Genomic DNA, 24,781 nt, shown 5'->3' on the forward strand with positions numbered 1-24,781 from the left:
AGGTGACCGCATACCTATGCATTGCCCTGGGTGGGCTCGTCAGCGCGCCATCTCCTCCTTGAGGGCGGCCACGAACGCGTCGACGTCGTCCTCGGTGGTGTCGAAGGCGCACATCCAGCGCACGTCGCCCGCGGCCTCGTCCCAGAAGTAGAAGCGGAACCGCTTCTGCAGACGCTCGCTCACCTCGTGCGGCAACCGGGCGAAGACCGCGTTGGCCTGGACGGGGTAGAGGATCTCCACCCCGTGCACGGCGCGCACGCCCTCGGCCAGGCGCTGGGCCATCTCGTTGCCGTGCCGGGCGTTGCGCAGCCACAGGTCCTTGGCGAGCAGTGCCTCCAGCTGTACCGACACGAAGCGCATCTTGGAGGCGAGCTGCATCGACAGCTTGCGCAGGTGCTTCATGTGGCGCACGGCGCCCTGGTCGAGGACCACGACCGCCTCACCGAACAGCGCGCCGTTCTTCGTGCCGCCGAGCGAGAGCAGGTCGACGCCGACCGCGTTGGTGAACGTCCGCATCGGCACGTCCAGCGACGCGGCGGCGTTGGCTATCCGGGAGCCGTCCAGGTGCACCCTCATGCCGTGCGCGTGGGCGTGCTCGCAGATGGCGCGGATCTCGTCCGGCGTGTACAGCGTGCCGAGCTCCGTGCTCTGGGTGATCGAGACGACCTGCGGCATCGCGCGGTGCTCGTCGTCCCAGCCGTACGCCTGCCGGTCGATCAGGTCGGGCGTGAGCTTGCCGTCGGGGGTGGGGACGGTGAGCAGCTTCAGGCCGCCCATGCGCTCGGGGGCGCCGCCCTCGTCGACGTTGATGTGGGCGCTCTCGGCGCAGATCACCGCGCCCCAGCGGTCGGTGACCGCCTGGAGCGCGACGACGTTGGCGCCGGTGCCGTTGAAGACCGGGAACGCCTCGGCGCCGGAGCCGAAGTGGCTGCGGATCACGCGCTGGAGGATCTCGGTGTACTCGTCCCCGCCGTACGCGACCTGGTGCCCGCCGTTGGCCAGGGCCAGGGCGGCGAGCACCTCCGGGTGGGCCCCGGCGTAGTTGTCACTGGCGAAACCGCGGACCTCGGGGTCGTGATGGCGACGCGCGTCGGTCTTCGGGGCGTTCACGGCTTCTCGGTCAGCCACAGACGGTTTCCGTTCACTTCCGCGGCGGGCTTCTCCCAGACTCCGGCGACGGCCTCGGCGAGGTCCCGTACGTCCGTGAAGCCCGCGAACTTCGCGTTGGGGCGCTCGGCGCGCATCGCGTCGTGCACCAACGCCTTGACCACCAGGATCGCAGCCGCGGACGTCGGCCCCTGCTCGCCCCCCGCCTTGCGGAAGTAGTCCGCCATCGCCAGCGTCCACGCCTCGGCGGCGGCCTTGGCGGCCGAGTAGGCGGCGTTGCCCGCGGTGGGGTTGCTCGCGCCGGCGGCGCTGATGAGGACGTAGCGACCGCGGTCGCTGCGCTGCAGCGCCTCGTGGAAGGCGAGGGAGGTGTGCTGGACGGTGCGGATCAGCAGCTTCTCCAGGAGGTCCCAGTCACCGAGGTCGGTCTTGGTGAAGGTCTGGCTGCCGCGCCAGCCGCCGACGAGGTGGACCACGCCGTCGACCCGGCCGAAGTCCTCCTCGATCCGGTCGGCCCACGCACGGGTGGATTCGAGGTCGAGCAGGTCGACGGTCTCACCGGTGACCGTGGCGCCGCCGTGCGCGTAGCGCGCCGCGTCCACCGCCTCCGCCAGCCGCTCCGGGTCGTTGTCCGAGCCGACGACCGTCGCTCCCGCCTCGGCGAGCCGCAGCAGCGCGGCCCGCCCGGCGGGTCCGCCCGCTCCGGCGACCGCGATCACCGCGCCGTCGAGCGCCCCGTTCCCCATGGTCCTCGCCTCCTGTACCTGTGCCTGTGCTTGCTGAGCCTGTGCCTGCCGGGCGTGCTCCCGCGTGCCGCCGCCCTCGCTCACGCGGCGGCCCGCTCGGCGCCGTCCGCCGTGGCCGTGATGCCTCGGGTCGAGGCGATCACATTCTTCAGCTTCTTGGACAGTGCCTCGTAGAACATGCTCAGCGGAAACTCGTCCGGAAGCACGTCATCGACGAGTTTGCGCGGCGGCAGGGTCAGGTCCAGGGCGTCGGGGCCCTTGGCCCACTTCGACCCCGGGTGCGGGGCGAGGTAGGTGGAGACCAGCTCGTACCCGGCGAACCAGTGCACGATCTTGGGGCGGTCGATGCCGTCCCGGTACAGGGTCTCGATCTCGGTGCACAGCTGGTTGGTGACCTGCGGGGCGCGCTGCCAGTCGATGAAGAGCTTGTTGTCGGTCCAGCGCACGACGTCGTGCTTGTGCAGGTAGGCGAAGAGGAGCTGGCCGCCGAGACCGTCGTAGTTGCGCACGCGTTCGCCGGTGACCGGGAAGCGGAACATGCGGTCGAAGAGGACCGCGTACTGCACATCACGGGCCTGCGGGACGCCGTCGTCCGCAAGTTTCACGGCCTCCTTGAAGGCGGTGAGGTCGCAGCGCAGCTCCTCCAGGCCGTACATCCAGAACGGCTGGCGCTGCTTGATCATGAACGGGTCGAAGGGCAGGTCGCCGTGGCTGTGGGTGCGGTCGTGGACCATGTCCCACAGGACGAAGGCCTCCTCGCAGCGCTTCTGGTCGTCGACCATCGCGGCGACGTCCTCGGGCAGCTCCAGGCCCAGGATCCCGACGGCGGCCTCGGTGACACGGCGGAAGCGGGCGGCCTCGCGGTCGCAGAAGATGCCGCCCCAGGAGAAGCGCTCGGGCGCCTCGCGCACGGCGATGGTCTCCGGGAAGAGGACGGCGGAGTTGGTGTCGTAGCCGGCCGTGAAGTCCTCGAAGGTGATGCCGCAGAACAGCGGGTTGTCGTAGCGGGTGCGCTCCAGTTCTGCCAGCCAGTCGGGCCAGACCATGCGCAGTACGACCGCTTCGAGGTTGCGGTCGGGGTTGCCGTTCTGCGTGTACATCGGGAAGACGACCAGGTGCTGGAGGCCGTCGGCGCGGTTCGCGGCGGGCTGGAAGGCCAGCAGCGAGTCGAGGAAGTCGGGCACCTGGAAACCGCCGTCGGCCCACCGGCCGAGGTCCGTCACCAGGGCCTCGTGGTAGGCGCGGTCGTGCGCGAGGAGCGGGGACAGCTCCTCGACGGCACCGGCGACACGGCGTACGGCGTCCTCGGCCGCGGCCCGGTCGGGAGCGCCCTCGGCGTCGAAGTCGATCGACCCGTCCTTGGACTGCCATGGCCGGATCCGCTCCACGGCATCCTTGAGCACGGGCCATGCCGGGTGCTCCACCACCCTGCTCACCGGAGGAATATTCCCCTCCACACCCACCTGCACAAGAATTTCCGTCATGTCCCATCCTCCACGGGAGAAGCTCGCGTCAGGACACCGTATGCATACGAGGTTTCTCCCAGCAAGGGGAGTCTCCGTAAATTATCCTGCCTGACCCTGGGCTTCACCGCATTTTTTCCTGCGGGATGCCGGACTCCGTATACCAGGCGCGGCAGAGGGGAAACGGTCCCGCAGGGCCGTTAGGCTGCGCCCTGCCATCGCCGCCGTCGACGGAAGCGAGTCGAGCCTTGAACTTCCTCACCATCGGTCACCGCGGAGTGATGGGTGTCGAACCCGAGAACACCCTGCGTTCCTTCGTCGCCGCCGAGCAGGCCGGCCTCGACGTCGTCGAACTGGACCTGCACCTGAGCAAGGACGGCGCGCTCGTCGTCATGCACGACGCGGACGTGGACCGCACCACCGACGGCACGGGCGCGATCGCCGAGCAGACCCTCGAGGAACTGCGCGCGCTGGACGCGGGCCGCGGGGAGCGGGTCCCGGTCTTCGAGGAGGTGCTGGACGCCGTGTCGGTTCCGTTGCAGGCCGAGATCAAGGACGCGGCGGCCGCACGGACACTCGCCGAGGTGATGCGCCGACGGGACCTGGTGGACCGGGTGGAGGTGATCTCGTTCCACGACGAGGCCGTGGCGGAGATCGCCCGGCTGGTACCCGGGGTGCGGACCGCCCTGGTCGCGCAGTACTACGGCCCCGAGGTCGTGGACCGTGCCGTGAAGGCCGGTGCGGGCACGCTGTGCCTGGACATCAACCGGATCACGCTGGAGATCGTGGAGCGGGCCCGCAAGGCCGGTCTGCGGGTCTTCTGCTGGACGGTGAACACCCAGGACCATCTGCGGCTGGTGCGCGCCCTCGGCCTGGACGGTGCCACCACCGACTACCCGGAGATCAAACGCACCGGCCGCTTCACCGCGTGAACGCCACGCGGGTCGACGTCAGGCCAGCGGCTTGACGAGCAGCTCGAACCGCAGGTCGTCGCGCTGCGGAATGCCGAAGCGCTCGTCGCCGTACGGGAAGGGGGTCATCTCTCCCGTACGGCGGTAGCCGCGGCGTTCGTACCAGGCGATGAGGTCCTCGCGTACGGAGATCACGGTCATGTGCATCTCCGTCACGCCCCACGCCTCGCGGGCCTGCCGCTCCGCCTCCGCGATGATCGCCTTGCCCAGGCCCTCGCCCTGGAGCACCGGGCTGACGGCGAACATCCCGAAGTAGGCGTGCGCCCCGCGGTGCTCCAGCTGGCAGCAGGCCACGATCCCGCCGTTCCGCTCGACCGTCAGCAGTCGGCTGTCCGGTGCCTCGACGACCTCCAGCACCCCCTGCGGGTCCGTGCGCCGGCCCTGGAGAATGTCCGCCTCGGTGGTCCACCCGGCACGGCTGGACTCCCCTCGGTACGCGGACTCGACGAGCGCGACGATCTCGTCCACGTCCGCGCCGGTGGCGTCACGGTAGGTCAGCGGGCTGGCGGCGGTGTTCATGGGAGGTGTCTCCGGTTCGTTTCGGGCGCGGCGCGGGCACCGATGAGCGTAACGCTGCCAGTAGGGTCGGGGCGCATGGTGCATGTACTCAGCAGCCGGATCCTGCTCCGCCCCACCGACCCCGACCGCTCCCGCGCCTTCTACGGCGAGCGGCTCGGCCTCGCCGTCCACCGGGAGTTCGGCACCGGTCCCGAGCGGGGCACCGTCTACTTCCTCGGAGGTGGCTTCCTGGAGGTCTCCGGCCGCTCCGAGGAACCCCTCTCCCCCGCGCTGAAGCTGTGGCTCCAGGTGGAGGACGCGACAGCGGCCCACGAGGAACTGCGCGCCAAGGGGGTCGAGATCGTCCGGCCGCCGGTCCAGGAGCCGTGGGGCCTGGTGGAGATGTGGATCGAGGACCCGGACGGCACGCGGATCGTGCTGGTGGAGGTGCCCGCGGACCATCCGCTGCGTTACCGCCCCGGCATCTGATCCACCGGGGCGGTACGTGCCGGATGGCCGCGGCCCGGACCCGGCCTTAGCGTGCTGGAGGGGGACGGACGGTCTGCGGCTCTGCGGAAGGACGCCCCACGCGATGAAGCTCCACGAACCGGTGCCCGGCGGGCCCTGCTGGGCCGAGCTGGGTACCAGCGATCTTGTGGCCGCCAAGCGGTTCTACACCAAGCTGTTCGGCTGGCGCCCCGAGACGGACTCCCGGCAGCAGGCGGGCGGCTACACGATCGCCCGCCTCGGCGACGCGGCGGTCGCCGCCCTGACGCCGCTGTACCAGCAGGCCCAGCCGGTCGCCTGGAACGTGTCGTTCGCCGTGCGCGACGCGGACGCCGCCGTACGGCAGGTGACGGCGGCCGGCGGGGCGGTGCCGCAGGGGCCCACGGACGTGTTCGACTCGGGCCGGTTCGTGGTGGCCGCCGATCCGACCGGAGCGGTGTTCCAGCTGTGGCAAGGCCGCTCGTTCCCGGGAGCCGGACTGTTCAACGCCCCCGGCTCACTGGGCTGGGTGGAGCTGCTGACCCGGGAGCCCGACCGGGCCGCCGACTTCTACACCACGGTGTTCGGCTGGACCGTCACCGCCTCGGACCGCTATCCGCAGTGGGGGATCGACGGGGCGGACTTCGGCGGCATGGTGACGATGGACGACAAGTTCCCGCACGAGGTGCCGGCGCACTGGCTGCCGTACTTCGCGGTGGCGGACGTGGACACGGCGGCGGTCGACACGACCGACGGTGGCGGCACCGTGCTGATGGAGCCCACCTCGCCTCCCGACGGACCGCGTATCGCGGTGCTGCGGGACCCGCAGGGCGCGATGTTCGGGGTGTACCGGGCGGGTGACGAGCGCTGAGTCGGGGAAGGCCCCGCGCGGGTGCACACTGCCGCGCGGTACACACTGCGCGGCGGGCCGGGACTGCCGGTGGACAAGCCGGCTATCGGCACCGCCGCACGGTCCACCCGGTCCACGACGTGCTCTGAGCACAGGACCGCACCGGACCGTGCCCCCGACCCCGCCGGACTGCCGCCGGGCCGTCGTGCCGCCGGGCCGTCAGACCCGCAGCGCGTCCAGGCGGCCCTCCAGCCGCCCCAGCAACGCCCCGAGGAGCGCGGCCAGCTCGCCCTGCTCGGTGCCGTCGACACCGGACAGGACGGCGGACTCGTAGGCGAGCTGCTCCGGCAGGATGCCGTCGACGAGGTCGCGTCCGGCGTCCGTGAGGCGGACGTGGGCGACCCGGCGGTCGCGGGTGTCGCCGCGCCGCTCCACGAGCCCGCGCTCGGTGAGCTGCTTGAGGCGCTTGGTGACGGCGGCGCCGGAGGAGAAGGTCTCGCGGGCCAGGTCGCCGGGGGTCAGCTCGTGCCCGGTGCGGCGCAGCGCGCCGAGCAGGTCGAACTCGGCACGGCTGAGGCCGGCCCGGCGCAGCGGTGCGTCCTCGGCCTGCTGGAGGAGGGCGGCGCAGCGGTTGATGCGGCCGATGATCTCCATCGGGCCGGTGTCCAGGTCGGGGTGGACGGCCCGCCACTGCCGCACGACCGCGGCGACGGTGTCGCCGCCCGGTCCGCCTCTCGCGTCACCCTCGGTCGCCGAGCCCCCGTCGGTTGCGGTCATGGCCGTACGTCCTCCGTTCTCGTGCCCGTGTCCCGGTCCGGACGCGTTGCCTGGCGTCGCACCGTTGCGGCGAGCGTACGGTGTCCGGACTGCTCGGCGAGCACGACCCTCTCCTGGGGAAGCGCGCGTCCCCACCATTCGCCGGCCGCCGCGTCGACGGTGGTCCGCAGGTCGGTCAGCGCGGCGGCCAGTCCCCGGCGGGCCGCCTCCAGGGCGCCGGGGGCGGGGGCGGACTCCGCGAGGAGGCGGGCGGCGCGTTCGCGGGCGCGGTCGGCCGCGGTCACCGCCTGTTCGACGCGGTTCCCGGCGCGCCGGTTGGTGACGGCGACGGCTGCCAGGAAGCCGACCAGGGCGCCGACGAGGGTGTCCACCACCCGCTCGGTGATCAGCTCGCCGGGTGCCTGGTAGCCGGCGAACTCGGTGATGAGCAGGGCCATCGGGGTCACACAGACGCTGCCGAGCCAGTAGTTGCGGGTGATGAGCGCCTCGGCGCCGAAGTTGAGGGCGAGGCAGAGCAGGACGAGGAGAGCCTGCCCGAGGTGGGCGAGCGGGGCGATGGCGGCGAACAGCAGCACCCCGGCGATGTTGCCGACGACGCGCTGGACGGCACGGCTCCAGGTCAGGGCCATGTTGGCCTGGTAGAGCGCGGCGGCGGTGACCAGGGCCCAGTAGGGGCGTCCGATGCCGAGGGCGAGGGAGGCGTAGCCGGCCAGGGCGCAGCCGAGGGCGGTGCGGGCGGCGATCGGGGCCAGCGGGCCGAGCCGCTCCCACAGGGGTGCGGGGCGGGCGGCGAGTTCGGCGTCCACGCCGAGGAGTTCGTCGGCGGCCCCCGGGGTGGCGCCGGTGCGGGGGATCCGGCCGGTGCCGCGCAGGGCCCGCGCCCATTCGCGCAGCCGCTCCGGGTCGGTGTCGGCGGGCGCGGCGAGGGCGACCTCGGCGCGGACGACGAGGTGTTCCAGGGCGTGCCGGGTGGTGGCGCGGGCGCCCGTCGCCGGAAGGGACAGCAGCGTCTGCCAGGCGGCCTGCACGGCGGCGTACCCGGCGGCGCGGGCGGGGGTGTGGCCGTCACCGGTGCCGCGGGTGCCGGCGTACGCGGCGGCGGCGTTCAGGGCCTGGGCGGTGGCGCGGCGTTCCGGACCGTGCGGGCGGACCAGGGCGGGCGCCATACCGACGAGCCAGGCCCAGGCGCCCGCGGCGGCTGCCAGGGCCAGGTGTCCGGGAACCTGGCCGAGGGTCTGCGGGACGAAGAGGGCGGCGGAGCTGATGAAGGTCAGGACCACGTTGCCCGGCGGGCCGACGCGGGTGGCGTCGCACAGGGCCTTCTGTACGGCGGCGAGCAGGGCGCCGACCGTGACGAGGACGACGGCGCTCTGTGTGAGCGACGCGGTGACCAGGGCGACGGCGACGCCGCCGAGCATGCCGAGCACCACCCAGGCCAGGGTGCGGGCCCGGGCGGCGTAGGGACGGTTGTGCGCGTAGAGCGCGCACAGGGATCCGGCCATCGTGTACATCGCCAGGTCGAGCCGGCCGAGCGACAGCAGGATCAGGTTGGGCGGGGCGACGGCGGCGACCGAACTCAGGGCTGGCTTGAACCAGATCTCGGAGGGGCGGCGCAGGCGCAGCACGCCCGCCAGGGACAGGCGTCGGCCGAGTGAGATGCCGGAGGTGGGGGTCGCACTGCTCATAAAATAAGATTAACAGGTGTTTTACTAGTAAAGGAACTCGTTCGGTGTGACGTCGCTCCCGCCGCCCACCAGCCACGATGCGACGCGCTCCCCCGAATACCCCCCGTGTACACCCTTGCGCTCGCGTGCGCGCCGCACGGCCCGGGCAGTCCTTGACCGACCGTCGAGCGTCGAGCGAGGAGGCACCTGTGCACGGACCGGCGTCGTCCGGCTGGCTGCTGGTCGCGCTCTGCGCGGCGACCGGCGCCTACTGCCTGCTGCGGATGCGCAGCAGCGTCGAGGAGCAGCGCCGTGCCGCGGGCGGCGAGGCCCTCATGGGGTTCGCCATGGCCGCCATGGCCGTGCCCGCGGCGGTGTTCACCCCACCCGGATGGGCCTGGCCCGTCTACGCGGTGGTGTTCGGTGCCGCGGGGCTGCGCGCCCTGTGGGCGGCCCGGTCCGGGCGTCACCATCTGCACCATCTCGTCGGGAACGGGGCCATGGTCTACATGGCGGTGGTCATGGCCGGCTCGCCCGCCCACGCGCACGGCACCTCCGGGGTCCCCGTGCTGACCGGGACCCTGCTGCTCTACTTCACCGGGTACGTGCTGCTGACCGGTGTACGCCTGATACCCGTGGTCGCCGTGGCGGGGGACGGTCCCGTGACCGGCGGTGGTCCGGCGACCCGAGCCGGGCCCCCGGCCCGAGTCGGTCACCCGGCCGGGTGGGGCGACCGGCCGGAGCTGGCCCGGGCCTGCCGGCTCTCCATGGGGATCGCGATGCTCGCCATGCTCCTGGCCATGTGACATCCGGCAGCCGCCGCGCGACGCGGGCCATGCGCCACCCGGCGACCGCACCGCACCGCACCGCACCGCACCGCACCGCACCGCACCGCACCGCATAAGCGGCATACCCCGTACGCAGCCGTTGCCTGCGTCACTTTGCGCGGTGGGCCGTACTGCCGGGAGCGCGACGCTCATAGGCTGCCCTCATGACTCTCCCCGCGGCACTGCTGCTGCTCGGTGCCCTGACCGCCGTGCTCGCCCCCAGGCTGCTCGCCCGGGCCGACTGGCCGGACCGGGAACCGGTGGTCGCCCTGTGGGTGTGGCAGTGCGTGGTGGCGGCCGTGCTCGTGTGCTGCGCGCTGTCGATGACGCTCAGCGCGGCGGCGGCCTGGCACGCGGTGGGCGTGCCCGTCTTCGCGACGGCGCCCGGCCCGGTGGTCGAGGCCTACGCGCTCGGCACGTCCGGCCTCTGGGCGGACACGACCGCCGTCGCGCTGGCCTGCGGCGGGTTGTGGAGCGTCGCGATGCTGGCCCGGGAGATCGTGCGGGCCCGCACCCGGCGCCGGCGACGCCGGGCCGAACTCCTGCTGCGCGCACCGGCGTTGCCCGGCGAGGTACCCGGATCGGCGCCGCTGGTCGTCCTGGAGGGTGAGCGGCCCGACGCCTGGTGGCTGCCCGGCACTCCCCCGCAACTGGTCGTCACCACCGCCGCGTTGCGCCGCCTCAAGGGCCGGCAGCTCGACGCGGTCCTCGCCCACGAGAAGGGGCACGCGCGGGCGCGGCACGACTGGCTGCTGCACTGCTCGGCCGCGCTGGCGGACGGATTTCCGCGGGTCCCGGTGTTCGCCGCGTTCCGCGACGAGATGCACCGCCTGGTCGAACTCGCCGCCGACGACGTGGCCTCCCGCCGCTTCGGCCGACTGACGACCGCCCTGGCGCTGGTCGAACTCAACGAGGACCGGGGCGTGTTCGGCCCGTGCCCGACCACCCGGGCGCACGTTCCGCAGCGGGTGCACCGGCTGCTCACCCCGCCGAACCGGCTGACGGCGGCCCGGCGGCTGCGGTTGACGGCGGCCGCGCTGGTCCCGGTGGTGCCGGTACTGGTGGCTTTCGTGCCGGGGCTACGGGCTCTGGGATAGTCCCTCGCCGCTCTTCCGCCCCCAGGGATGCCCCGCGAATTGGCCCCGGACCCCCTGGGTCGGCGAGTATCGCAGCATGCACACGCCGCGCATCGACTCCCCACCCGGTCCACCGCAGCCCCGCACAGCCCTCCGCGTCACTTGGGTGCTGGTCGTGTGCTCCGCGTTGCTGCTCACGCTGGTCGCCCTCGAGTGGCACCCGTTGATCAACCTGGACGACGACATCGCGGGCACGACGCACCGCTGGGCGGTCGACGAACCGGGCATCACGCACGCCATGCGGATCCTCACCGACTGGGTGTGGGACACGTGGACGATGCGACTGCTGTGCGCGGTAGTGGTGCTGTGGCTGTGGTTTCGGCACGGGGACCGGTGGACGGCCGTGTGGCTGGGGATGACCTGTCTGCTGGGCAGTCTGGCGCAGCAGGCTCTGAAAGCGGCGGTGAACCGCGCCCGCCCGGTCTGGCCCGACCCCGTGGACTCCGCGCACTACGCGGCCTTCCCCTCGGGCCACGCCATGACCGCCACGTTCGTGTGCGGCCTCCTGGTCTGGCTCCTCCACCACTACGGCGCCGCCCGCTCCCTGCGCCTGACCGCTCTGGCGGTGGCGGTGGTCTCCGTGGCCGGCGTCGGCGTGACGCGGGTGTGGCTCGGTGTCCACTGGGCCACGGACGTCGTCGGCGGCTGGCTCCTGGGCGCCATGGTCGTGGCCCTCGCGGTGCTGGTGCACCGGCACCGGCACCCGTGACGACCCCGGTGGGCGGCCCCCGGTACCCAGGGCGTCCGAACCGCGGGCTGCCGAACGCCGTCTCGTAGGATCCGCCTCATGGCTGCCGTGCTGTTCGACTTCTCCGGGACCCTCTTCCGTATCGAATCCACCGAAGCCTGGCTGCGCGCGGCGCTCACCGGTGCCGGACTGACACTGTCCGGTCCCGAGTTGGCCGAGACGGCCCGGGCGCTTCAGGCGGCGGGGGCCCTGCCCGGCGGCGCCAACCCGCTGCGGGTGCCGGAGGAACTCGCCGGCGTGTGGGAGGTCCGGGACGAGAGCTCCGCCGCGCACCGGGCCGCGTACACCGGCCTCTCCCGCAAGGTGCCGCTGCCGGATCCGGGGCTGCACGACGTGCTGTACGACCGGCACATGACGCCGGGCGCGTGGACCCCCTACCCCGACGCCGCCGAGGTGCTGAGCGCCCTGCGCGGACACGGGGTCGCGGTGGGCGTCGTCAGCAACATCGGCTGGGACCTGCGTCCGGTCTTCCGCGCGCACGGCCTCGACCGGTACGTGGACACGTACGTCCTGTCGTACGAGCACGGCATCCGCAAACCCGACCCGCGGCTCTTCGAGACCGCTTGCGCGGCACTCGGCACCGAGCCGGGGCAGACGCTGATGGTCGGGGACGACCGGCGGGCGGACGGCGGTGCGGCCGCACTCGGGTGCGGGGTGCACTTCGTGGACCACCTGCCGGTGACCGAGCGTCCGGCCGGGCTGCGGCCGGTGCTGGACCTGGTGTGCTGACCGGAGGCCGACGTCGCGGCCAGGACGTTTCCCGAGGCAACCGTCCGGACGTCCGTCCGCCTCGGACGATCCCCCGTGTCGCCCGAGGCAGACGGTAGCCGGACCGGGCCCGTCGAGGCCCGTCCGCCTGCGCCGAGTATAGTTGGCTGCCAGCCAGTCAACGCAGGAGTACAGCATGTCCCCGCGTAGCGCCTCGGTCAATGAAGAGTTGCGGCGGCGTTCGAAGGAGCGGCTCCTGCAAGCCGCGGTGGAGCTCGTCGGCGAGCGCGGGTACGACGCGACCACACTGGGGGACATCGCCGACCGGGCGGGGTCGGCGCGCGGTCTGGTCTCGTACTACTTCCCCGGCAAGCGACAGCTGGTGCAGTCCGCCGTGCACCGGCTGATGCACCGCACGCTGGAGGAGGCGCTGGAGCGTCCCCCGCGCACCGCCGAGGGGCCGGAGCGGATGGCTCGGGCCATCGACGCGATCCTGAATCTGGCCCGTGATCGGCCGGTGCTCATGCGCCAGCACATGGCGGGCCTGCTCCAGGCCGAGGTGGGTTTCGTGCCGTGCCCGGAGCAGCGGCGGCTGGCGGAGCTGCTGCGGGACACCGTGGCCCGGCACGGCTCACGGGACGTCGACCGCGACTACCCGATGCTGCGCGCGCTGCTGATGGGCGCCGTGTTCGCCGCCCTGGTGCCAGGGGTGCCGATGCCCGTGCGGGTACTGCGCGCCGAGTTGTTCGAGCGCTACCGGCTGGAGTGGGGGCTGGGTGCCCCGCCGGACGCCGAGGCGCCCGACGGGACGGCGTGCGACACGGACCTGTCGCGGTTCTTCGCGACCGGCGTGCCGGGTCGGCCGGTCCGGACGGACCCGCCCGGACCGGCCCATGAGACCGGTCAGACCGGTCAGACCGACCGGACGGCTCAGTCGAAGTAGTCCGGCTGCGTCTGCGTGTTGAGCTCGCGCAGATGGACCCGCTTGGCCGGGTCGGTGCGCCGGTCACTGAGCTTGAGGACGTCGAAGCCCTTGGCCATGTCGTTCGAGTAGATGTAGCCGTTGTAGTAGTACGCCGACCAGGAACCGCCGGTGGTGATGCCGTCCGTGGTCAGCGGGCCCCGCTCGAAGTAGGCGATCTCCTTCGGACGCTCGGAGTCGGTGAACTCCCAGACGGACACGCCACCCTGGTACCAGGCCTGGACCATGATGTCGCGGCCCTTGACCGGGATCAGCGAGCCGTTGTGGGCCACGCAGTTCTCGGTGTCCGCCTGGTGGCGGGGGATCTTGAAGTAGCTGCGGAAGACCAGCTCGCGGTGGTCGCCCCTGCCCACGATGTCGTAGATGCCGTCGGCGCCGCGGTTCGGGCCGATCTCCGCGTTGCAGGTCGCCGCGCTGCCGCCGCCCAGCTCGTCGGTGAAGACGACCTTGTTCGCCTTCTGGTTGAAGGTCGCCGAGTGCCAGAAGGCGAAGTTGACGTTGTCCTGGACCCGGTCGATGACCTTCGGCCGCTCGGGGTCCTTGATGGAGAACAGGATGCCGTCGCCCATGCAGGCGCCCGCCGCCAGGTCCTTCGAGGGCAGGACGGTGATGTCGTGGCAGCCGGTGGTCTTGGAGACACCCGGGTTGGTGGGCCCGCCCGGGTTGCCGCCGCCGTCGGGGCCCTCACCGGGGAACAGCACCGGGAAGTCCACGACGGCCGCCCGCTCGGGTGCCTTGCGCGGCACCTTGATGACGGAGATGCCGTCGTGCGGCGGCCGGCAGTCGGGGTAGGCGGCGTTGGGTGAGTACGAGGAGACGTAGACGTAGACGTTCTTGCGCTCGGGCACCAGCGTGTGGGTGTGCGAGCCGCAGGCGGTCTCGACGGCGGCGACGTACTTCGGGTTCCGCTTGTCGCTGATGTCGAAGACCTTCATGCCCTCCCAGGAGGACTTCTCGGTCGCGGGCTGCGTGGTGCTGTTGCAACTGCTGTCGCTGCGCGAGGAGTCGGTCGACAGGAACAGCAGGTCACCGGAGACGGAGATGTCGTTCTGCGAGCCGGGACACAGCACCTGGGCGACGGTCTTCGGCTTCTTCGGGTTCCTGATGTCGAAGATGCGGAAGCCGTCGTAGTTGCCGGCGAAGGCGTACCGGCCCTGGAAGGCCAGGTCCGAATTGGTGCCGGGCAGCGCGTCCTTGGGGATGTTGGCCACGTGCTCGATGTTGTCCGAGTGGACTATCTCGTCCTGGCCGGGTATCTCGCCGCTCTCGATGGCGTCGCGCACCTCGGCGCGCGCGCTCTTGGACACCTCCTTCGACGCGTCCGGGCTGTCCCCGGGGTCGGGGGTCGCCACGGCCGGGCCGGCGGTGAGCAGCGCGGACAGGAGTCCGGCGGCGGCGGCCGCGACTCCCAGGCGTCTGCGCCGCGTTCGCGGGTCGTTGAACAGGGTCACTGTTTCCTCCCTACGTCCGTTCCCGTCGGAACGGTTCACGCACCTCCGCAGTATCGTCTTCACCATGCACATATCAACAGGGGGCAACAAACACGCAATGAAGTTTTTCGATCACTGACGCGCGGAAGCGTGCTAGGACGGTCACCACACCCACAAGGTGTTCCGCATCCCTCCCCCCTCGGGGGCACCCCCAGCCACAGGAGGTCGTTGTGTCCCTTCGCCCCGCGCTGTCCCGTGCCTCGCTCGTCGCGGCCTCACTGACCGCACTGGCCGTGCTCGCGCTCGGGGCCTGCGACTCCGGTTCGGACACCGGATCGGCGGCCGCGGCCGGACCCTCGGTGATCGCTCCGGGCAAACCGGGCGAGGGCAACCGGACACTTTCCGCCAAGGACGCCGAGGAGCAGCGCGCCGACGACGACTCCCCCAACTCGGCGGACGTCTCCTACGCGCGGATGATGATCCAGCACCACGAACAGGCGCTGGAGATGACCGGACTCGTCCCGGAGCACGCCGAGTCCGGCCAGGTCAAAGCGCTCGCGGAACGGCTCTCCGCCGCCCAGGGACCGGAGATCACGGCGATGAAGGGCTGGCTGAAGAACCACGACGAGAAGGAGAAGGGCGGCGGCCACGACCACGCCGCGATGCCGGGGATGGCGACCGAGGCCCAGTTGGAGAAGTTGCGCGCGGCGCGGGGCAAGGCCTTCGACCAGCTCTTCCTCACGCTGATGATCACTCACCACGAGGGTGCGATCACCATGGCCACGGAGGTGAAGTCGCAGGGCAACAACGTGCAGGTCGAGGAGATGGCCGACGACGTGGTCGCCCAGCAGACGAGCGAGATCTCGCGGATGCGGAGAATGCTGTGACGGCCCGTCGGAAACACTTCAGCGCCGTGCGCGACGCGGAGCCAGAAAGCCGTCGTCGCGCGCCTGGCCGATCAGCCTGAGCGACTTCCGCCGGCTGTGCCCGGTCGCGCGCATCACCGCGAGGACCGGGTCGCCGCCCTCGTCCCGGGCCGCCCGGTACTCCCGCGCGACCAGCCGGCGCCCTTCCCTGCCGCCCGGCCACGCGGGGCGCGCACGCCGCGCGGCGGCCGGTACGGCACGGACGGAGGCCGGCACGCAGGCCTCGAAGAGCGGATCCTCCAGCCACTCGGCGAGTACGGCCAGGTCGTCGAGGGACAGCGGCGGTTCGGCGCGTACGTCCTCGACCCGCACGTCCTGACCGGACAGCACGGCGAGCGCGTCCACCCGGGCGCCGTCGGCGAACGTCAGCCGCACGTCGAACCACGAGGTGGTGGTGCCGCCCTCGTCCACCACCCAGGTGTGCCGCACGGACATCTCACCGTCGTCCGGACAGCGGTCGGAAAGCTGAAGAGAACGATCAACGAAGGATGCTTCGAGCACACACCGTACGTAACCTCATGATCACATTCCATAAGAACAGAACACGCGCAAACACGCACCGTTCACCGGGCGCAGCACCCTGTCAGCGGAGCCCAGGCGGTGGGATGCTGGAGACGTCAGTACCCCCTCCGACTTTCCGGACCGTCCGACTTCCGCGCCATCCGGCTCCCGCGCCATCCGGCTCCCGCGCCGTCCCGGCTCTCGGACCCTCCGGCTCCCGGACAAGGAGGTCCGCCGTGCTGCGTGTCGCCGTCGTCGGCTCGGGACCGAGCGGGTGCTACACCGCCCAGAGCCTCGTCCAGCTCGACCGGGATGTGCTCGTGGACGTCCTGGACCGTCTGCCGTGCCCGTACGGACTGGTGAGATACGGCGTGGCGCCGGACCACGAGAAGATCAAGTCGCTCCAGAACACCCTGCGCACGGTCCTGGAGGACGAGCGGGTGCGGTTCCTCGGTGGCGTCCCGATCGGCCCCGGGGGCGTGTCCTCCGCCCGGCTGCGGGAGCTGTACCACGCGGTGGTGTACTGCGTGGGCGCCGCCACCGACCGGCGCCTGGGTATCCCCGGCGAGGATCTGCCGGGCAGCTGGTCGGCCACCGAGTTCGTGTCCTGGTACAGCGCCCATCCGGACGCCGTGGACGACGGCTTCCTGCGCGGGGCGCGGTCTGCGGTCGTGATCGGGGTGGGCAACGTCGCCGTGGACGTGGCACGGATGCTGGTCCGCGGCGTGGCCGAGCTGAGCGGCACCGACATGCCGCAGGCCGCGCTCGACACACTCGCCGCCGGCCAGGTGGCCGACGTGCACATGGTGGGCAGGCGGGGCCCGTCGCAGGCCCGCTTCACCACCAAGGAGCTGCGCGAGCTGGGCGCTCTGCCGGGCACGGCGGTCCTGGTGGACCCCGCGGAGCTGGCACTGGACCCGGCATACGGGGACCCCTCCGGGCTGCCCGGTCCGCAGCGCCGCAACGTGGAGGTGCTGCGCGGCTGGGCCGAGCGGCCCGCGCCGGACACCGCCCGCCGCATCCGGCCGCGCTTCTTCCTGCGCCCGGTGGAACTGACGGCGGACGACGACGGCCACGTGGGCGCCGTGCGCTTCGAGCGGACGGTGCCGGACGGCCGCGGCGGCGTGACGGGCACCGGACGGTACACGGAGATCGAGGCCCGACTGGTGCTGCGGTCGGTGGGCTACCGCGGGGTGCCGCTGGAAGGGCTGCCGTTCGACGCGGCGAGCGGGACGGTGCCGCATCGGGCGGGGCGCGTCCTGCGCGCGGGCGCCGTCACCCCCGGCGAGTACGTGGCCGGCTGGATCAAGCGGGGCCCCACCGGCGTCATCGGCACCAACCGCCCGTGCGCCAAGGAGACGGTGACGTCCCTGCTGGCGGACGCCGCCTCGCTCGTACGCCGGGACCTCCCCGCGGACCCCCTTCGCCTCCTGCGTGCCGAAGGCGTCGAGCCGGTCGAGTGGGCCGGGTGGCGGGCCATCGAGCGGGCCGAGGCGGACCTCGGCGCCGCACTGGGACGACGCGTGGTGAAGCTGCCCGACTGGGAGGCGCTGCTGACGGCGGCACGGGCGGCGACGGCCTGAGCACGCCGGCCGGCACGCCTGCCCCGGCCCTCCGTCAGCCGGTGCCGAGGCGGGAGGCCTGACGGGCCGCGGCGGCCAGAAGGGCGTCGAGCAGGCCCGGGAAGAGGTCGTCCAGGTCGCTCCTGCGCAGACCGTTCATCTTGGCCGTGCCCCGATAGGTCTGCCGGATCACCCCGCTCTCCCGCAGTACCCGGAAGTGGTGCGTGGTGGTGGACTTGGTGACCGGCAGGTCGAAGTACGAGCACGAGAAGAGCTCGTCGCTGTCGGCGGCGAGATCCCGCACGATCCGCAGCCGCACCGGGTCCGAGAGCGCGTGCAGCACCTCCTCCAACCGGATCTCCTCGCGCGCCGGGTGCGGCAGGTCGCGGGTGCCGGCGGCAGTGGCGGCGGGGGTCACGGCGGCTCCAGTTCGTCCGGGAAGGCCCACCGTTCAGGATCAGGAGTGGCCTTGGCTGGGCGTTCAGCGGGTCTTCATTGTACGAGGGCATTGTACGAAAGACATCGTAGTTTGACATCCACCGTACTACGAGAGCTATCGTACGAGCCGTTCCGTCCTGCCGCGACCAAGGGAGCAGCTCTCATGACCGCCCTCTTCCAGCCCCTACAGCTGCGTGACACCACGATCCCGAACCGGGTCTGGATGCCGCCGATGTGCCAGTACTCCGCCGCGCCGCAGGGCCCGTCGGCGGGCGTTCCCGGCGACTGGCACTTCGCGCACTACGGCGCACGCGCGACGGGCGGCACGGGACTGATCGTCGTCGAGGCCACGGGTGTGTCGCCGGAGGGCCGCATCTCCCCGCAGGACCTCGGCCTGTGGAACGACACCCAGGTCGAGGCGTTCCGCCGGATCACGGACTTCCTGCGGTCCCAGGGCACGGTCCCGGCGATCCAGCTGGCCCACGCCGGCCGCAAGGCGTCGACCGCGCAGCCCTGGAAGGGCGGGGCGCCCGTGGGCCCGGACGCGTACGGCTGGCAGCCGCTGGCTCCGAGTGGGCTGGCGTTCGACGAGCGGCACCCGGTGCCCACGGAGCTGTCGCTCGCGCAGATCCGCGAGGTGGTCGGCCAGTTCGCGGACGCCGCGCGCCGGGCCCTCGCCGCCGGTTTCGAGATCGTCGAGATCCACGGCGCCCACGGCTACCTGATCCACGAGTTCCTCTCGCCGCACTCCAACCACCGCACCGACGCCTACGGCGGCTCGTACGAGAACCGCACCCGGTTCGCACTGGAGGTCGTCGACGCCGTACGGGAGGTGTGGCCCGACGACAAGCCGCTGTTCTTCCGCGTCTCCGCCACCGACTGGCTGGACGAGGGCGGCTGGACGGCCGACGACACCGTCCGCTTCGCCCGCGACCTCCAGGCCCACGGCATCGACCTCCTCGACGTCTCCACCGGCGGCAACGTCGCGCGCGTCCGGATCCCGACCGGACCCGGCTACCAGGTCCCGTTCGCCGCGCGCGTGAAGGCGGAGACCACCCTTCCGGTCGCCGCCGTCGGCCTGATCACCGAGGCCGGGCAGGCCGAGAAGATCCTGGCCAACGGCGAGGCCGACGCGGTGCTGCTGGGCCGGGAGCTGCTGCGCGACCCGTCCTGGGCCCAGCACGCGGCGCGGGAGCTGGGCGCGGACGTCCGGATGCCGGACCAGTACGGCTGGGGCATTTGAATCCTCCCCTCCCTGAAGGCAGAGGGGATTCCTGGCTCAGGCCGCCTCCTGGAGCAGCGCTCCAGGAGGTCTTCCGCCGTCGGCACCAGCCGGGTTGAGACCAGCCCGGACGAGCATGACGCGTGCGGAGTTCTTGTCCCGTGGGGACGTGGTCCCGCAGGCGGTGCAGGTGTAGGTGCGTTCACCCAGCGGCAGGGCGTGCTTGGCTCTCGCTCCGCACTGCGCGCAGTCCATCGTGGTGTACGCGGGATGTACCAGGCGGATGTCCCGCCCGTGCTTGCGGCCCATCTCGATCAGGGCGGCCTTGGTGGCGCCGATGGCGGCGTCGGCGGCCTTGCGGGCCATCGTGGACCTGGCCAGGAACCTCGGACGGAAGTCCTCGATCGCAATGACGTCGTGGTCACGGACCACCTTCTTGGCCCACTTGCGGCCGGTGTCCGCCCGCTGCCTCGCGACCTTCTTGTGGGCCTTTGCCCGCAGTCTCCGCGCCGTCCGGTAGCCCTTCGATGCGGGCTTGCCCTTCTTGGGTCTGCGGCGGGCCATCATCCGGTCGTACCGGGCCAGCCTCACCCTCGCCTTCCCGCCGTGCCCGACGTCCGGCAGGTCGTGCGCGTCGGACGTGGTCGTCACCGTCTCCCGCACCCCCCAGTCGACACCGAGGACACGGCCGGTCTCCGGCAGGGGCTGGAGCTGGGCGGGGACGACGAACGAGCAGTACCAGTGCCCGAGACTGTCCTGGTACACGCGCACCGAGGACGGCTCACCTGGCAACTCCCGCGACCACACCACCGACAGGACAATGCCGCCCGCCAGGTGCAGCCGGCCATCCTTCAACCGGAACCCGCGCTTCGTGTAGTTCAGGGTCGGCAACGCATCACGCTTGGTCTTCCACTTCGGCATCCCGGTTCGGCGCGCCATGGGCAGGCGCGCTGTGATGTCCTGGTGGGCCTTGGTGCGAGAGCGGCCGAAGTCGCGGATGACCTGCTGCTGGGGAACGGACGAGCCCTCCCGCAGCCACGGTGTACAGGCACGGGCTCCGGTCAGCATCCTGTCGAGCTGGGCCGGGCCGCACGTGGCCTTCTCACCGGTCGCCCTGTTGTGCAGGTGCACGGCCATGCACTTGGCGACGCACTCGTTCCACACCCATCGACACCGACCCCACTCCGCCATCAAAGCGGTACGAGCAGCGGACGACACCCGCAATCGGTACATGTACCGGACATGCCCGGCCCCCACGCCCGCCCCCACCCGCGCCATCCCGCCCCCCTTCACGACCCCGGCAAGGACACCGTGCCGTCCCGAAACCCCGCAAAAGACCATACGTACGACAGCCGCACGAACACTCGCCAAACCAGCAACCACCACCCCGACCAGCGACCACAGGAACACACGTTCACATCTCGGCAGCGGTACGGGCGCTCCGCTCCCTGAGCCCGGGTACGCCGACGCTTCACGTCGCGACACCCGGATGCGATTCCTCCCCGGCGTGAACGCCGAGGCCTCCTCGCAACAAATCAGGTGGGGCAAGGCGTGCCGGAGCCTCCTCAGCGCACGCCGCCACCTGGGCGACTCCCCGAGGGCAGCGAGGGAGTCTCCTCCACCATCCCGGTCTCCGGGCACCAAGAAGTACGGGATGAAGCGCTTCTACGGCATGAATGATCCCGGCTCCGGCGGTCGGGACGAGGACCAGGGCCCGATCCTGGAACTGTCCGCCCGGCGAGGCCGGAGCGGCTCGCGCGAAAACCTCTCGCCGGGCCCGACGCCACCGTCCTGACCTGCGGCGACAGCCTTTCCAGAGGTGACTGTCAGTGCCGGGGTGCAGACTGGCCCGTGTCCGAGACAAAGGCGTCGACGACGACGCCGCGGAGGTGATCGGCATGACCGAGGTACTGCTCGCCGTAGGCACCCGCAAGGGCCTGTTCATCGGGCGCCGGCGGGGTGGCACCTGGGAGTTCGACGAAAGTCCCTACTTCAACGCACAGGCCGTCTACTCGGTCGCCCTCGACACCCGCGGCGACACCCCGCGGCTGCTTGCCGGCGGCGACAGCGCGCACTGGGGACCGTCGGTGTTCCACTCCGACGACCTGGGCCGCACCTGGACGGAACCGGCGCGGCCGGCCGTCAGGTTCCCCAAGGAGACGGGTGCTTCGCTGGAGCGGGTGTGGCAGCTGCACCCGGCCGCCGCGGAGCCCGACGTGGTCTACGCGGGCACGGAACCGGCCGCACTGTACCGCTCGGAGGACCGCGGGGAGAGCTTCGAGCTGGTCCGCCCCCTCTGGGAGCACCCCACGCGGTCCCAGTGGGTGCCGGGTGGCGGTGGCGAGGGGCTGCACACCGTCCTCACCGACAAGCGCGACCCGAAGTCGGTGACGGTCGCCGTCTCGACCGCGGGCGTGTTCCGCACGGGCGACGGCGGGGCGAGCTGGGCGCCGTCCAACTCCGGGGTCTCCGCGGTGTTCCTGCCGGACCCGGACCCGGAGTTCGGCCAGTGCGTGCACAAGGTCGCACGCGACGCGGTGACACCGGACCGGTTGTATCTGCAGAACCACTGGGGCGTGTACCGCAGCGACGACGCCGGCGCCCGGTGGACGGACATCGGCGAGGGCCTGCCATCCACCTTCGGTTTCGCGGTGGCGGCCCATCCACACCGCGGCGACACGGCGTACGTGTTCCCGATCACCGCCGACTCGGACCGGGTCCCCGCCGGCCGCCGCTGCCGGGTCTACCGCACGGCGGACGCGGGCAAGACCTGGGAGCCGCTCACGGCGGGTCTGCCCCAGGAGGACCACTACGGCACGGTGCTGCGTGACGCGCTGTGGACCGACGACGCGGAACAGGCGGGCGTGTACTTCGGCAACCGCAACGGCGAGGTGTTCGCTTCGGCGGACGACGGGGACAGCTGGCGGCAGTTGGCCTCGCACCTCCCGGACGTGCTGTGCGTGCGGGCCGCGGTCGTCGGGTGAACCGGCGGGCCGGAGCACCGGTGCGAGGGCCGGCGCTCCTCCCAGTGGGGCTCCGCGCGCTGGGCCTCCGTCCACGGCCCGCGCCGGCCCGTCTCGCGGGGCTCGTCGAGGGAGGAAGGCGGGGCGGCCCCGATGAGGGCGGCCCTGATGGACGGCCGTGATGAGGACGGCCCCGGTGAGGAGTCACCGGGGACGAGTGCGTGAGCGCCCCGGTCCGGTCCGGCCCGGGGCGCTCGGTGCCGGACGGGCGGTCAGGCCCCCTGAGGCTGGAGGTAGCGGGCCAGCAGGTCGTCCAGACTCACCATGCCGGTGAGAGCACCGGTGCCGTCGCGGACCACCGCGAGGGAGGCCCGTCGTCGGCGGAGCAGCTCGATCGCCTCGGCCACCGTGGTGTCCTCTGCCAGTTCGGGCACGGGGCGGGCCAGGGCGCGGGCGCTGGTGGGCCGGCCCTGGGCGCGGGCGACCAGGACGTCGCGGGCGTGCACCGAGCCGAGCACCTCCCCGCCCGTACGGACGAGGAGCCGGGTGCGGTCGCTGCCCGCGGCCAGAGCAAGGATCTGTTCCGCGTGGGCGTCGGCGTCGACCGCGGTGATGTCGGCTGCCGGGACCCGCAGGTCGCGCACCGGGGTCTCCGGCTCGGTCAGTGAGCGGGTGAGCAGGTCGGAGTCGGTCTCGCTGATCAGGCCGAGCCGCTCGGACTCCTCCACCAGGTGGGTGAGCTGCTCGCGGTTGTGGACGGAGGCCAGTTCGTCGCGCGGGGTGACGCGGCACAGCCGGACCAGGGCGTTGCTGATGCGGTTGAGGACCCAGATGAGCGGGCGTACGGCCTTCACGATCCCGCGGAAGGGCGCGGAAAGGAGCATCGCGGAGCGCTCGGGGTGAGCGATGGCCCAGGACTTGGGTGCCATCTCGCCGAGCACCATGTGCAGGAACACGACCACGATCATCGCCACGGCGAAGGCCACGCCGTAGCTGAGCGCGGTGGGCAGACCCAGCTTGTGCAGCAGGGGGTCCAGTTCGTGGGAGATCGCGGGCTTGGACACCGAGCCCAGGCCCAGGGTGCACACGGTGATGCCGAGCTGGGCACCGGCCAGCATGAGCGAGAGTTCGCGCATACCGGCCAGGGCCGCCTTGGCGCCGCGCTGCCCCTCGGCCACGGCCTTCTCCATGCGGTGCCGTTTGGCGGCGACCAGCGCGAACTCGGCCGCGACGAAGAACCCGCTGCCCACGAGCAGCAGGACGGTGACGAAGAGCGCCATCGGAAAACTCATGCCTGCTCCTCCGTCTTCCCGGACAGCCGCTCGATCCGGACCCGTTCCGGCACGTGCCGGTCGAGGGTGCGTACGTCGATCGCCACGCCCTCGCCGTCGGGCAGTGCCACCGTGAGATGGTCGCCTATGGCCGGGAAGCGGCCGAGCCGGTCGACGATCAGGCCCGCCACGGTCTCGTAGTCCTCGTCCTCGGGCAGCTCGACGCCGGTCACCTCGGCCACCTCGTCCAGGCGACGCCCGGCGTCCACCAGCCAGCCGTCGCCGTCCGCGACCGCGACCTCGGTGACGGTGTCGGACTCGTCGGCGATGTCGCCCACGAGCTCCTCTGCGACGTCCTCGTAGGTGACGACACCCGCCACACCGCCGTGCTCGTCGAGGACCACGGCGAACTCGTCGTCCCGCTCCCGCATCCGCTCCACGGCGTCCGGCAGCGGCAGGGTGTCCGGCAGCAGCAGCGGCCCCCGGGCCACCGCACCGGCCGTGAGGGAGGTGAGCCGGCCGGCGGGCAGCCCCATCAGCTCCCGTACGCCCAGCACACCCGTGACGTCGTCCGGATGGTCGCCGAGCACGGGGTAGTTGGAGTGGCCGTGCTTGCCGATGAGGTCGATGGCCTCGGCCGCGGTGGCCTCCTTGCGGACGAAGACCGCGTCGACCCGCGGCACCATCACCGCGTGCAGCGTCCGCTCGGAGAACTCCAGCGCGTGGTCGATCAGCTCGGCGGTGCCGCGCGGCAGCTGTCCCTGCTCGTGGGACTCGCCGATCAGGTGGCCCAGCTCCTCCAAAGTGGCGCCGTGGTGCAGTTCCTCGACCGGTTCGATGCCGACCTTGCGCAGCAGTCTGTTCGCCGCGCCGTCGAAGATCCGGACCACCGGGCCGACGACCTTCAGATAGGCCAGCGTGGAGCCGGCCAGTGACTTCGCCAGCCGTTCCGGGACGGCGATGGCGAGGTTCTTCGGGGCCAGCTCGCCCAGCACCATCTGCACGATGGTGGCCAGGACGAAGGCGAGCACGACGGAGATACCGGTGACGGCACCGTCGGGGATGCCGACTCCGGACAGGACCGGCCTCAGCAGCGCGGAGACGGACGGCTCGGCGATGAAACCGACGACCAGACCCGTCACGGTGATGCCGAGCTGAGCGCCCGAGAGCATGAACGACAACCGCTCCAGCACCGTCAGGGCACGGGCGGCCCTCCGGTCCCCGGCGTCGGCCTCACGCGCGAGGGCGAGCCGGTCCGCGGAGACGTACGCGAACTCCTGGGCGACGAAATAGCCGGTGCCCGCGGTCAGCACGAACACCGCCAGCACTCCCAGCCAGGCTTCCACGGCACTCATCCGGCACCACCCCGTCGGGAGCCGTGCTCAGGACGTACTGGGCGGAATGGCCGGGGACTGTGCCCCGAAGGGTCCGTCGATCTGGCGGACAAGCGCTGACTCCTCGTCTGTGCGTGCTGGTACGACAACGATTGTGGCCGAAAACAGGTT

24 protein-coding genes and 1 pseudogene are annotated in these 24,781 nt (G+C 71.9%); 13 read left to right on the forward strand and 12 right to left on the reverse strand.

The features are described 5' to 3' along the window. Positions 1 to 39 precede the first annotated feature (39 nt). The 3 genes from QC283_RS20690 to QC283_RS20700 form a co-directional block, all read right to left on the reverse strand. The gene (locus QC283_RS20690; RefSeq protein WP_279563196.1) at positions 40 to 1,110 is read right to left on the reverse strand and encodes a threonine aldolase family protein; all 1,071 of its coding nucleotides are present in this window, start codon (positions 1,108 to 1,110) and stop codon (positions 40 to 42) included. Beyond that, positions 1,107 to 1,853 carry an SDR family NAD(P)-dependent oxidoreductase gene (locus QC283_RS20695; protein ID WP_279563080.1) on the reverse strand — a complete coding sequence of 249 codons (747 nt, stop codon included), beginning with the start codon at positions 1,851 to 1,853 and terminating at the stop codon, positions 1,107 to 1,109. Before QC283_RS20695 ends, QC283_RS20690 begins: the two co-directional genes overlap by 4 nt. A gap of 80 nt (positions 1,854 to 1,933) precedes the next feature. Further along, positions 1,934 to 3,337 (reverse strand): DUF6421 family protein, encoded by a 1,404-nt coding sequence (locus QC283_RS20700; protein ID WP_279563081.1) that lies wholly within the window; start codon positions 3,335 to 3,337, stop codon positions 1,934 to 1,936. Between the two features lie 227 nt (positions 3,338 to 3,564). Here QC283_RS20700 and QC283_RS20705 point away from each other — a divergent pair, with 227 nt between their 5' ends. After that, entirely contained in the window at positions 3,565 to 4,248 is a 684-nt protein-coding gene (locus tag QC283_RS20705; RefSeq protein WP_279563082.1) for a glycerophosphodiester phosphodiesterase, read from the forward strand. Positions 4,249 to 4,266: 18 nt separating this feature from the next. On the opposite strand, the gene QC283_RS20710 is transcribed toward QC283_RS20705, so the two are convergent. Continuing rightward, entirely contained in the window at positions 4,267 to 4,806 is a 540-nt protein-coding gene (locus tag QC283_RS20710; RefSeq protein WP_279563083.1) for a GNAT family N-acetyltransferase, read from the reverse strand. Positions 4,807 to 4,881: 75 nt separating this feature from the next. On the opposite strand from QC283_RS20710, the gene QC283_RS20715 reads away from it, so the two are divergent. Beyond that, positions 4,882 to 5,274, forward strand: a complete 393-nt coding sequence (locus QC283_RS20715; protein WP_279563084.1) for a VOC family protein — start codon at positions 4,882 to 4,884, stop codon at positions 5,272 to 5,274. Positions 5,275 to 5,377: 103 nt separating this feature from the next. Beyond that, positions 5,378 to 6,142, forward strand: coding sequence for a VOC family protein (locus QC283_RS20720; protein ID WP_279563085.1), 765 nt, complete (start codon positions 5,378 to 5,380; stop codon positions 6,140 to 6,142). A gap of 198 nt (positions 6,143 to 6,340) precedes the next feature. On the opposite strand, the gene QC283_RS20725 is transcribed toward QC283_RS20720, so the two are convergent. Together QC283_RS20725 and QC283_RS20730 are read right to left on the reverse strand one after the other, a co-directional pair. Beyond that, positions 6,341 to 6,898 (reverse strand): MarR family winged helix-turn-helix transcriptional regulator, encoded by a 558-nt coding sequence (locus QC283_RS20725; protein ID WP_279563086.1) that lies wholly within the window; start codon positions 6,896 to 6,898, stop codon positions 6,341 to 6,343. Then, positions 6,895 to 8,583: an FUSC family protein gene (locus QC283_RS20730; RefSeq protein ID WP_279563087.1), complete on the reverse strand. Its 1,689-nt coding sequence runs from the start codon at positions 8,581 to 8,583 to the stop codon at positions 6,895 to 6,897. Before QC283_RS20730 ends, QC283_RS20725 begins: the two co-directional genes overlap by 4 nt. A 188-nt stretch (positions 8,584 to 8,771) precedes the next feature. Between QC283_RS20730 and QC283_RS20735 the strand changes: the two genes are divergently transcribed. From QC283_RS20735 to QC283_RS20755, 5 genes are all read left to right on the forward strand, one after another. After that, positions 8,772 to 9,368 carry a DUF5134 domain-containing protein gene (locus QC283_RS20735; RefSeq protein WP_279563088.1) on the forward strand — a complete coding sequence of 199 codons (597 nt, stop codon included), beginning with the start codon at positions 8,772 to 8,774 and terminating at the stop codon, positions 9,366 to 9,368. Positions 9,369 to 9,553: 185 nt separating this feature from the next. Then, a complete protein-coding gene (locus tag QC283_RS20740) occupies positions 9,554 to 10,486 on the forward strand; it encodes a M56 family metallopeptidase (protein WP_279563089.1) in 933 nt (310 codons plus the stop codon). A 76-nt stretch (positions 10,487 to 10,562) separates the two neighbouring features. Beyond that, positions 10,563 to 11,234 carry a phosphatase PAP2 family protein gene (locus QC283_RS20745; protein WP_279563090.1) on the forward strand — a complete coding sequence of 224 codons (672 nt, stop codon included), beginning with the start codon at positions 10,563 to 10,565 and terminating at the stop codon, positions 11,232 to 11,234. Positions 11,235 to 11,312: 78 nt separating this feature from the next. Next, positions 11,313 to 12,002 (forward strand): HAD family hydrolase, encoded by a 690-nt coding sequence (locus QC283_RS20750; protein WP_279563091.1) that lies wholly within the window; start codon positions 11,313 to 11,315, stop codon positions 12,000 to 12,002. Positions 12,003 to 12,177: 175 nt separating this feature from the next. Then, on the forward strand, positions 12,178 to 12,924 hold the full coding sequence (locus tag QC283_RS20755; RefSeq protein WP_279563092.1) for a TetR/AcrR family transcriptional regulator: 747 nt from the start codon (positions 12,178 to 12,180) through the stop codon (positions 12,922 to 12,924). Here QC283_RS20755 and QC283_RS20760 read toward each other — a convergent pair. Continuing rightward, positions 12,912 to 14,414, reverse strand: a complete 1,503-nt coding sequence (locus tag QC283_RS20760) for an LVIVD repeat-containing protein (RefSeq protein WP_279563093.1) — start codon at positions 14,412 to 14,414, stop codon at positions 12,912 to 12,914. The genes QC283_RS20755 and QC283_RS20760 overlap by 13 nt on opposite strands. Before the next feature lie 209 nt (positions 14,415 to 14,623). Here QC283_RS20760 and QC283_RS20765 point away from each other — a divergent pair, with 209 nt between their 5' ends. Further along, the gene (locus QC283_RS20765) at positions 14,624 to 15,280 is read left to right on the forward strand and encodes a DUF305 domain-containing protein (RefSeq protein ID WP_279563094.1); all 657 of its coding nucleotides are present in this window, start codon (positions 14,624 to 14,626) and stop codon (positions 15,278 to 15,280) included. 18 nt (positions 15,281 to 15,298) lie between these two features. On the opposite strand, the gene QC283_RS20770 is transcribed toward QC283_RS20765, so the two are convergent. Further along, entirely contained in the window at positions 15,299 to 15,754 is a 456-nt protein-coding gene (locus QC283_RS20770) for a DUF6214 family protein (protein WP_279563095.1), read from the reverse strand. Positions 15,755 to 16,056: 302 nt separating this feature from the next. Between QC283_RS20770 and QC283_RS20775 the strand changes: the two genes are divergently transcribed. Further along, complete coding sequence (locus QC283_RS20775; RefSeq protein WP_279563096.1) at positions 16,057 to 17,403, forward strand: FAD-dependent oxidoreductase; 1,347 nt, start codon at positions 16,057 to 16,059, stop codon at positions 17,401 to 17,403. 34 nt (positions 17,404 to 17,437) lie between these two features. Here QC283_RS20775 and QC283_RS20780 read toward each other — a convergent pair whose 3' ends face one another. Beyond that, entirely contained in the window at positions 17,438 to 17,800 is a 363-nt protein-coding gene (locus QC283_RS20780; RefSeq protein ID WP_279563097.1) for an ArsR/SmtB family transcription factor, read from the reverse strand. Between the two features lie 183 nt (positions 17,801 to 17,983). On the opposite strand from QC283_RS20780, the gene QC283_RS20785 reads away from it, so the two are divergent. Next, positions 17,984 to 19,063 (forward strand): NADH:flavin oxidoreductase/NADH oxidase, encoded by a 1,080-nt coding sequence (locus QC283_RS20785; RefSeq protein WP_279563098.1) that lies wholly within the window; start codon positions 17,984 to 17,986, stop codon positions 19,061 to 19,063. A 36-nt stretch (positions 19,064 to 19,099) separates the two neighbouring features. On the opposite strand, the gene QC283_RS20790 is transcribed toward QC283_RS20785, so the two are convergent. Then, a complete protein-coding gene (locus QC283_RS20790; RefSeq protein WP_279563099.1) occupies positions 19,100 to 20,320 on the reverse strand; it encodes an RNA-guided endonuclease InsQ/TnpB family protein in 1,221 nt (406 codons plus the stop codon). A gap of 275 nt (positions 20,321 to 20,595) precedes the next feature. Between QC283_RS20790 and QC283_RS20795 the strand changes: the two are divergent. Together QC283_RS20795 and QC283_RS20800 are read left to right on the forward strand one after the other, a co-directional pair. Then, positions 20,596 to 20,774: pseudogene (locus tag QC283_RS20795) on the forward strand (pectate lyase); the annotation flags it as partial. A gap of 97 nt (positions 20,775 to 20,871) precedes the next feature. Further along, complete coding sequence (locus tag QC283_RS20800) at positions 20,872 to 22,026, forward strand: WD40/YVTN/BNR-like repeat-containing protein (protein WP_279563100.1); 1,155 nt, start codon at positions 20,872 to 20,874, stop codon at positions 22,024 to 22,026. A 251-nt stretch (positions 22,027 to 22,277) separates the two neighbouring features. Here QC283_RS20800 and QC283_RS20805 read toward each other — a convergent pair whose 3' ends face one another. After that, positions 22,278 to 23,297, reverse strand: coding sequence for a hemolysin family protein (locus tag QC283_RS20805; protein ID WP_279563101.1), 1,020 nt, complete (start codon positions 23,295 to 23,297; stop codon positions 22,278 to 22,280). Continuing rightward, positions 23,294 to 24,631 carry a hemolysin family protein gene (locus QC283_RS20810; RefSeq protein ID WP_279563102.1) on the reverse strand — a complete coding sequence of 446 codons (1,338 nt, stop codon included), beginning with the start codon at positions 24,629 to 24,631 and terminating at the stop codon, positions 23,294 to 23,296. The genes QC283_RS20805 and QC283_RS20810 overlap by 4 nt, the downstream gene beginning before the upstream one ends. Between the last annotated feature and the right edge of the window lie 150 nt (positions 24,632 to 24,781).

The organism is Streptomyces sp. DH41 (assembly GCF_029813785.1).
Taxonomy (GTDB): domain Bacteria; phylum Actinomycetota; class Actinomycetes; order Streptomycetales; family Streptomycetaceae; genus Streptomyces.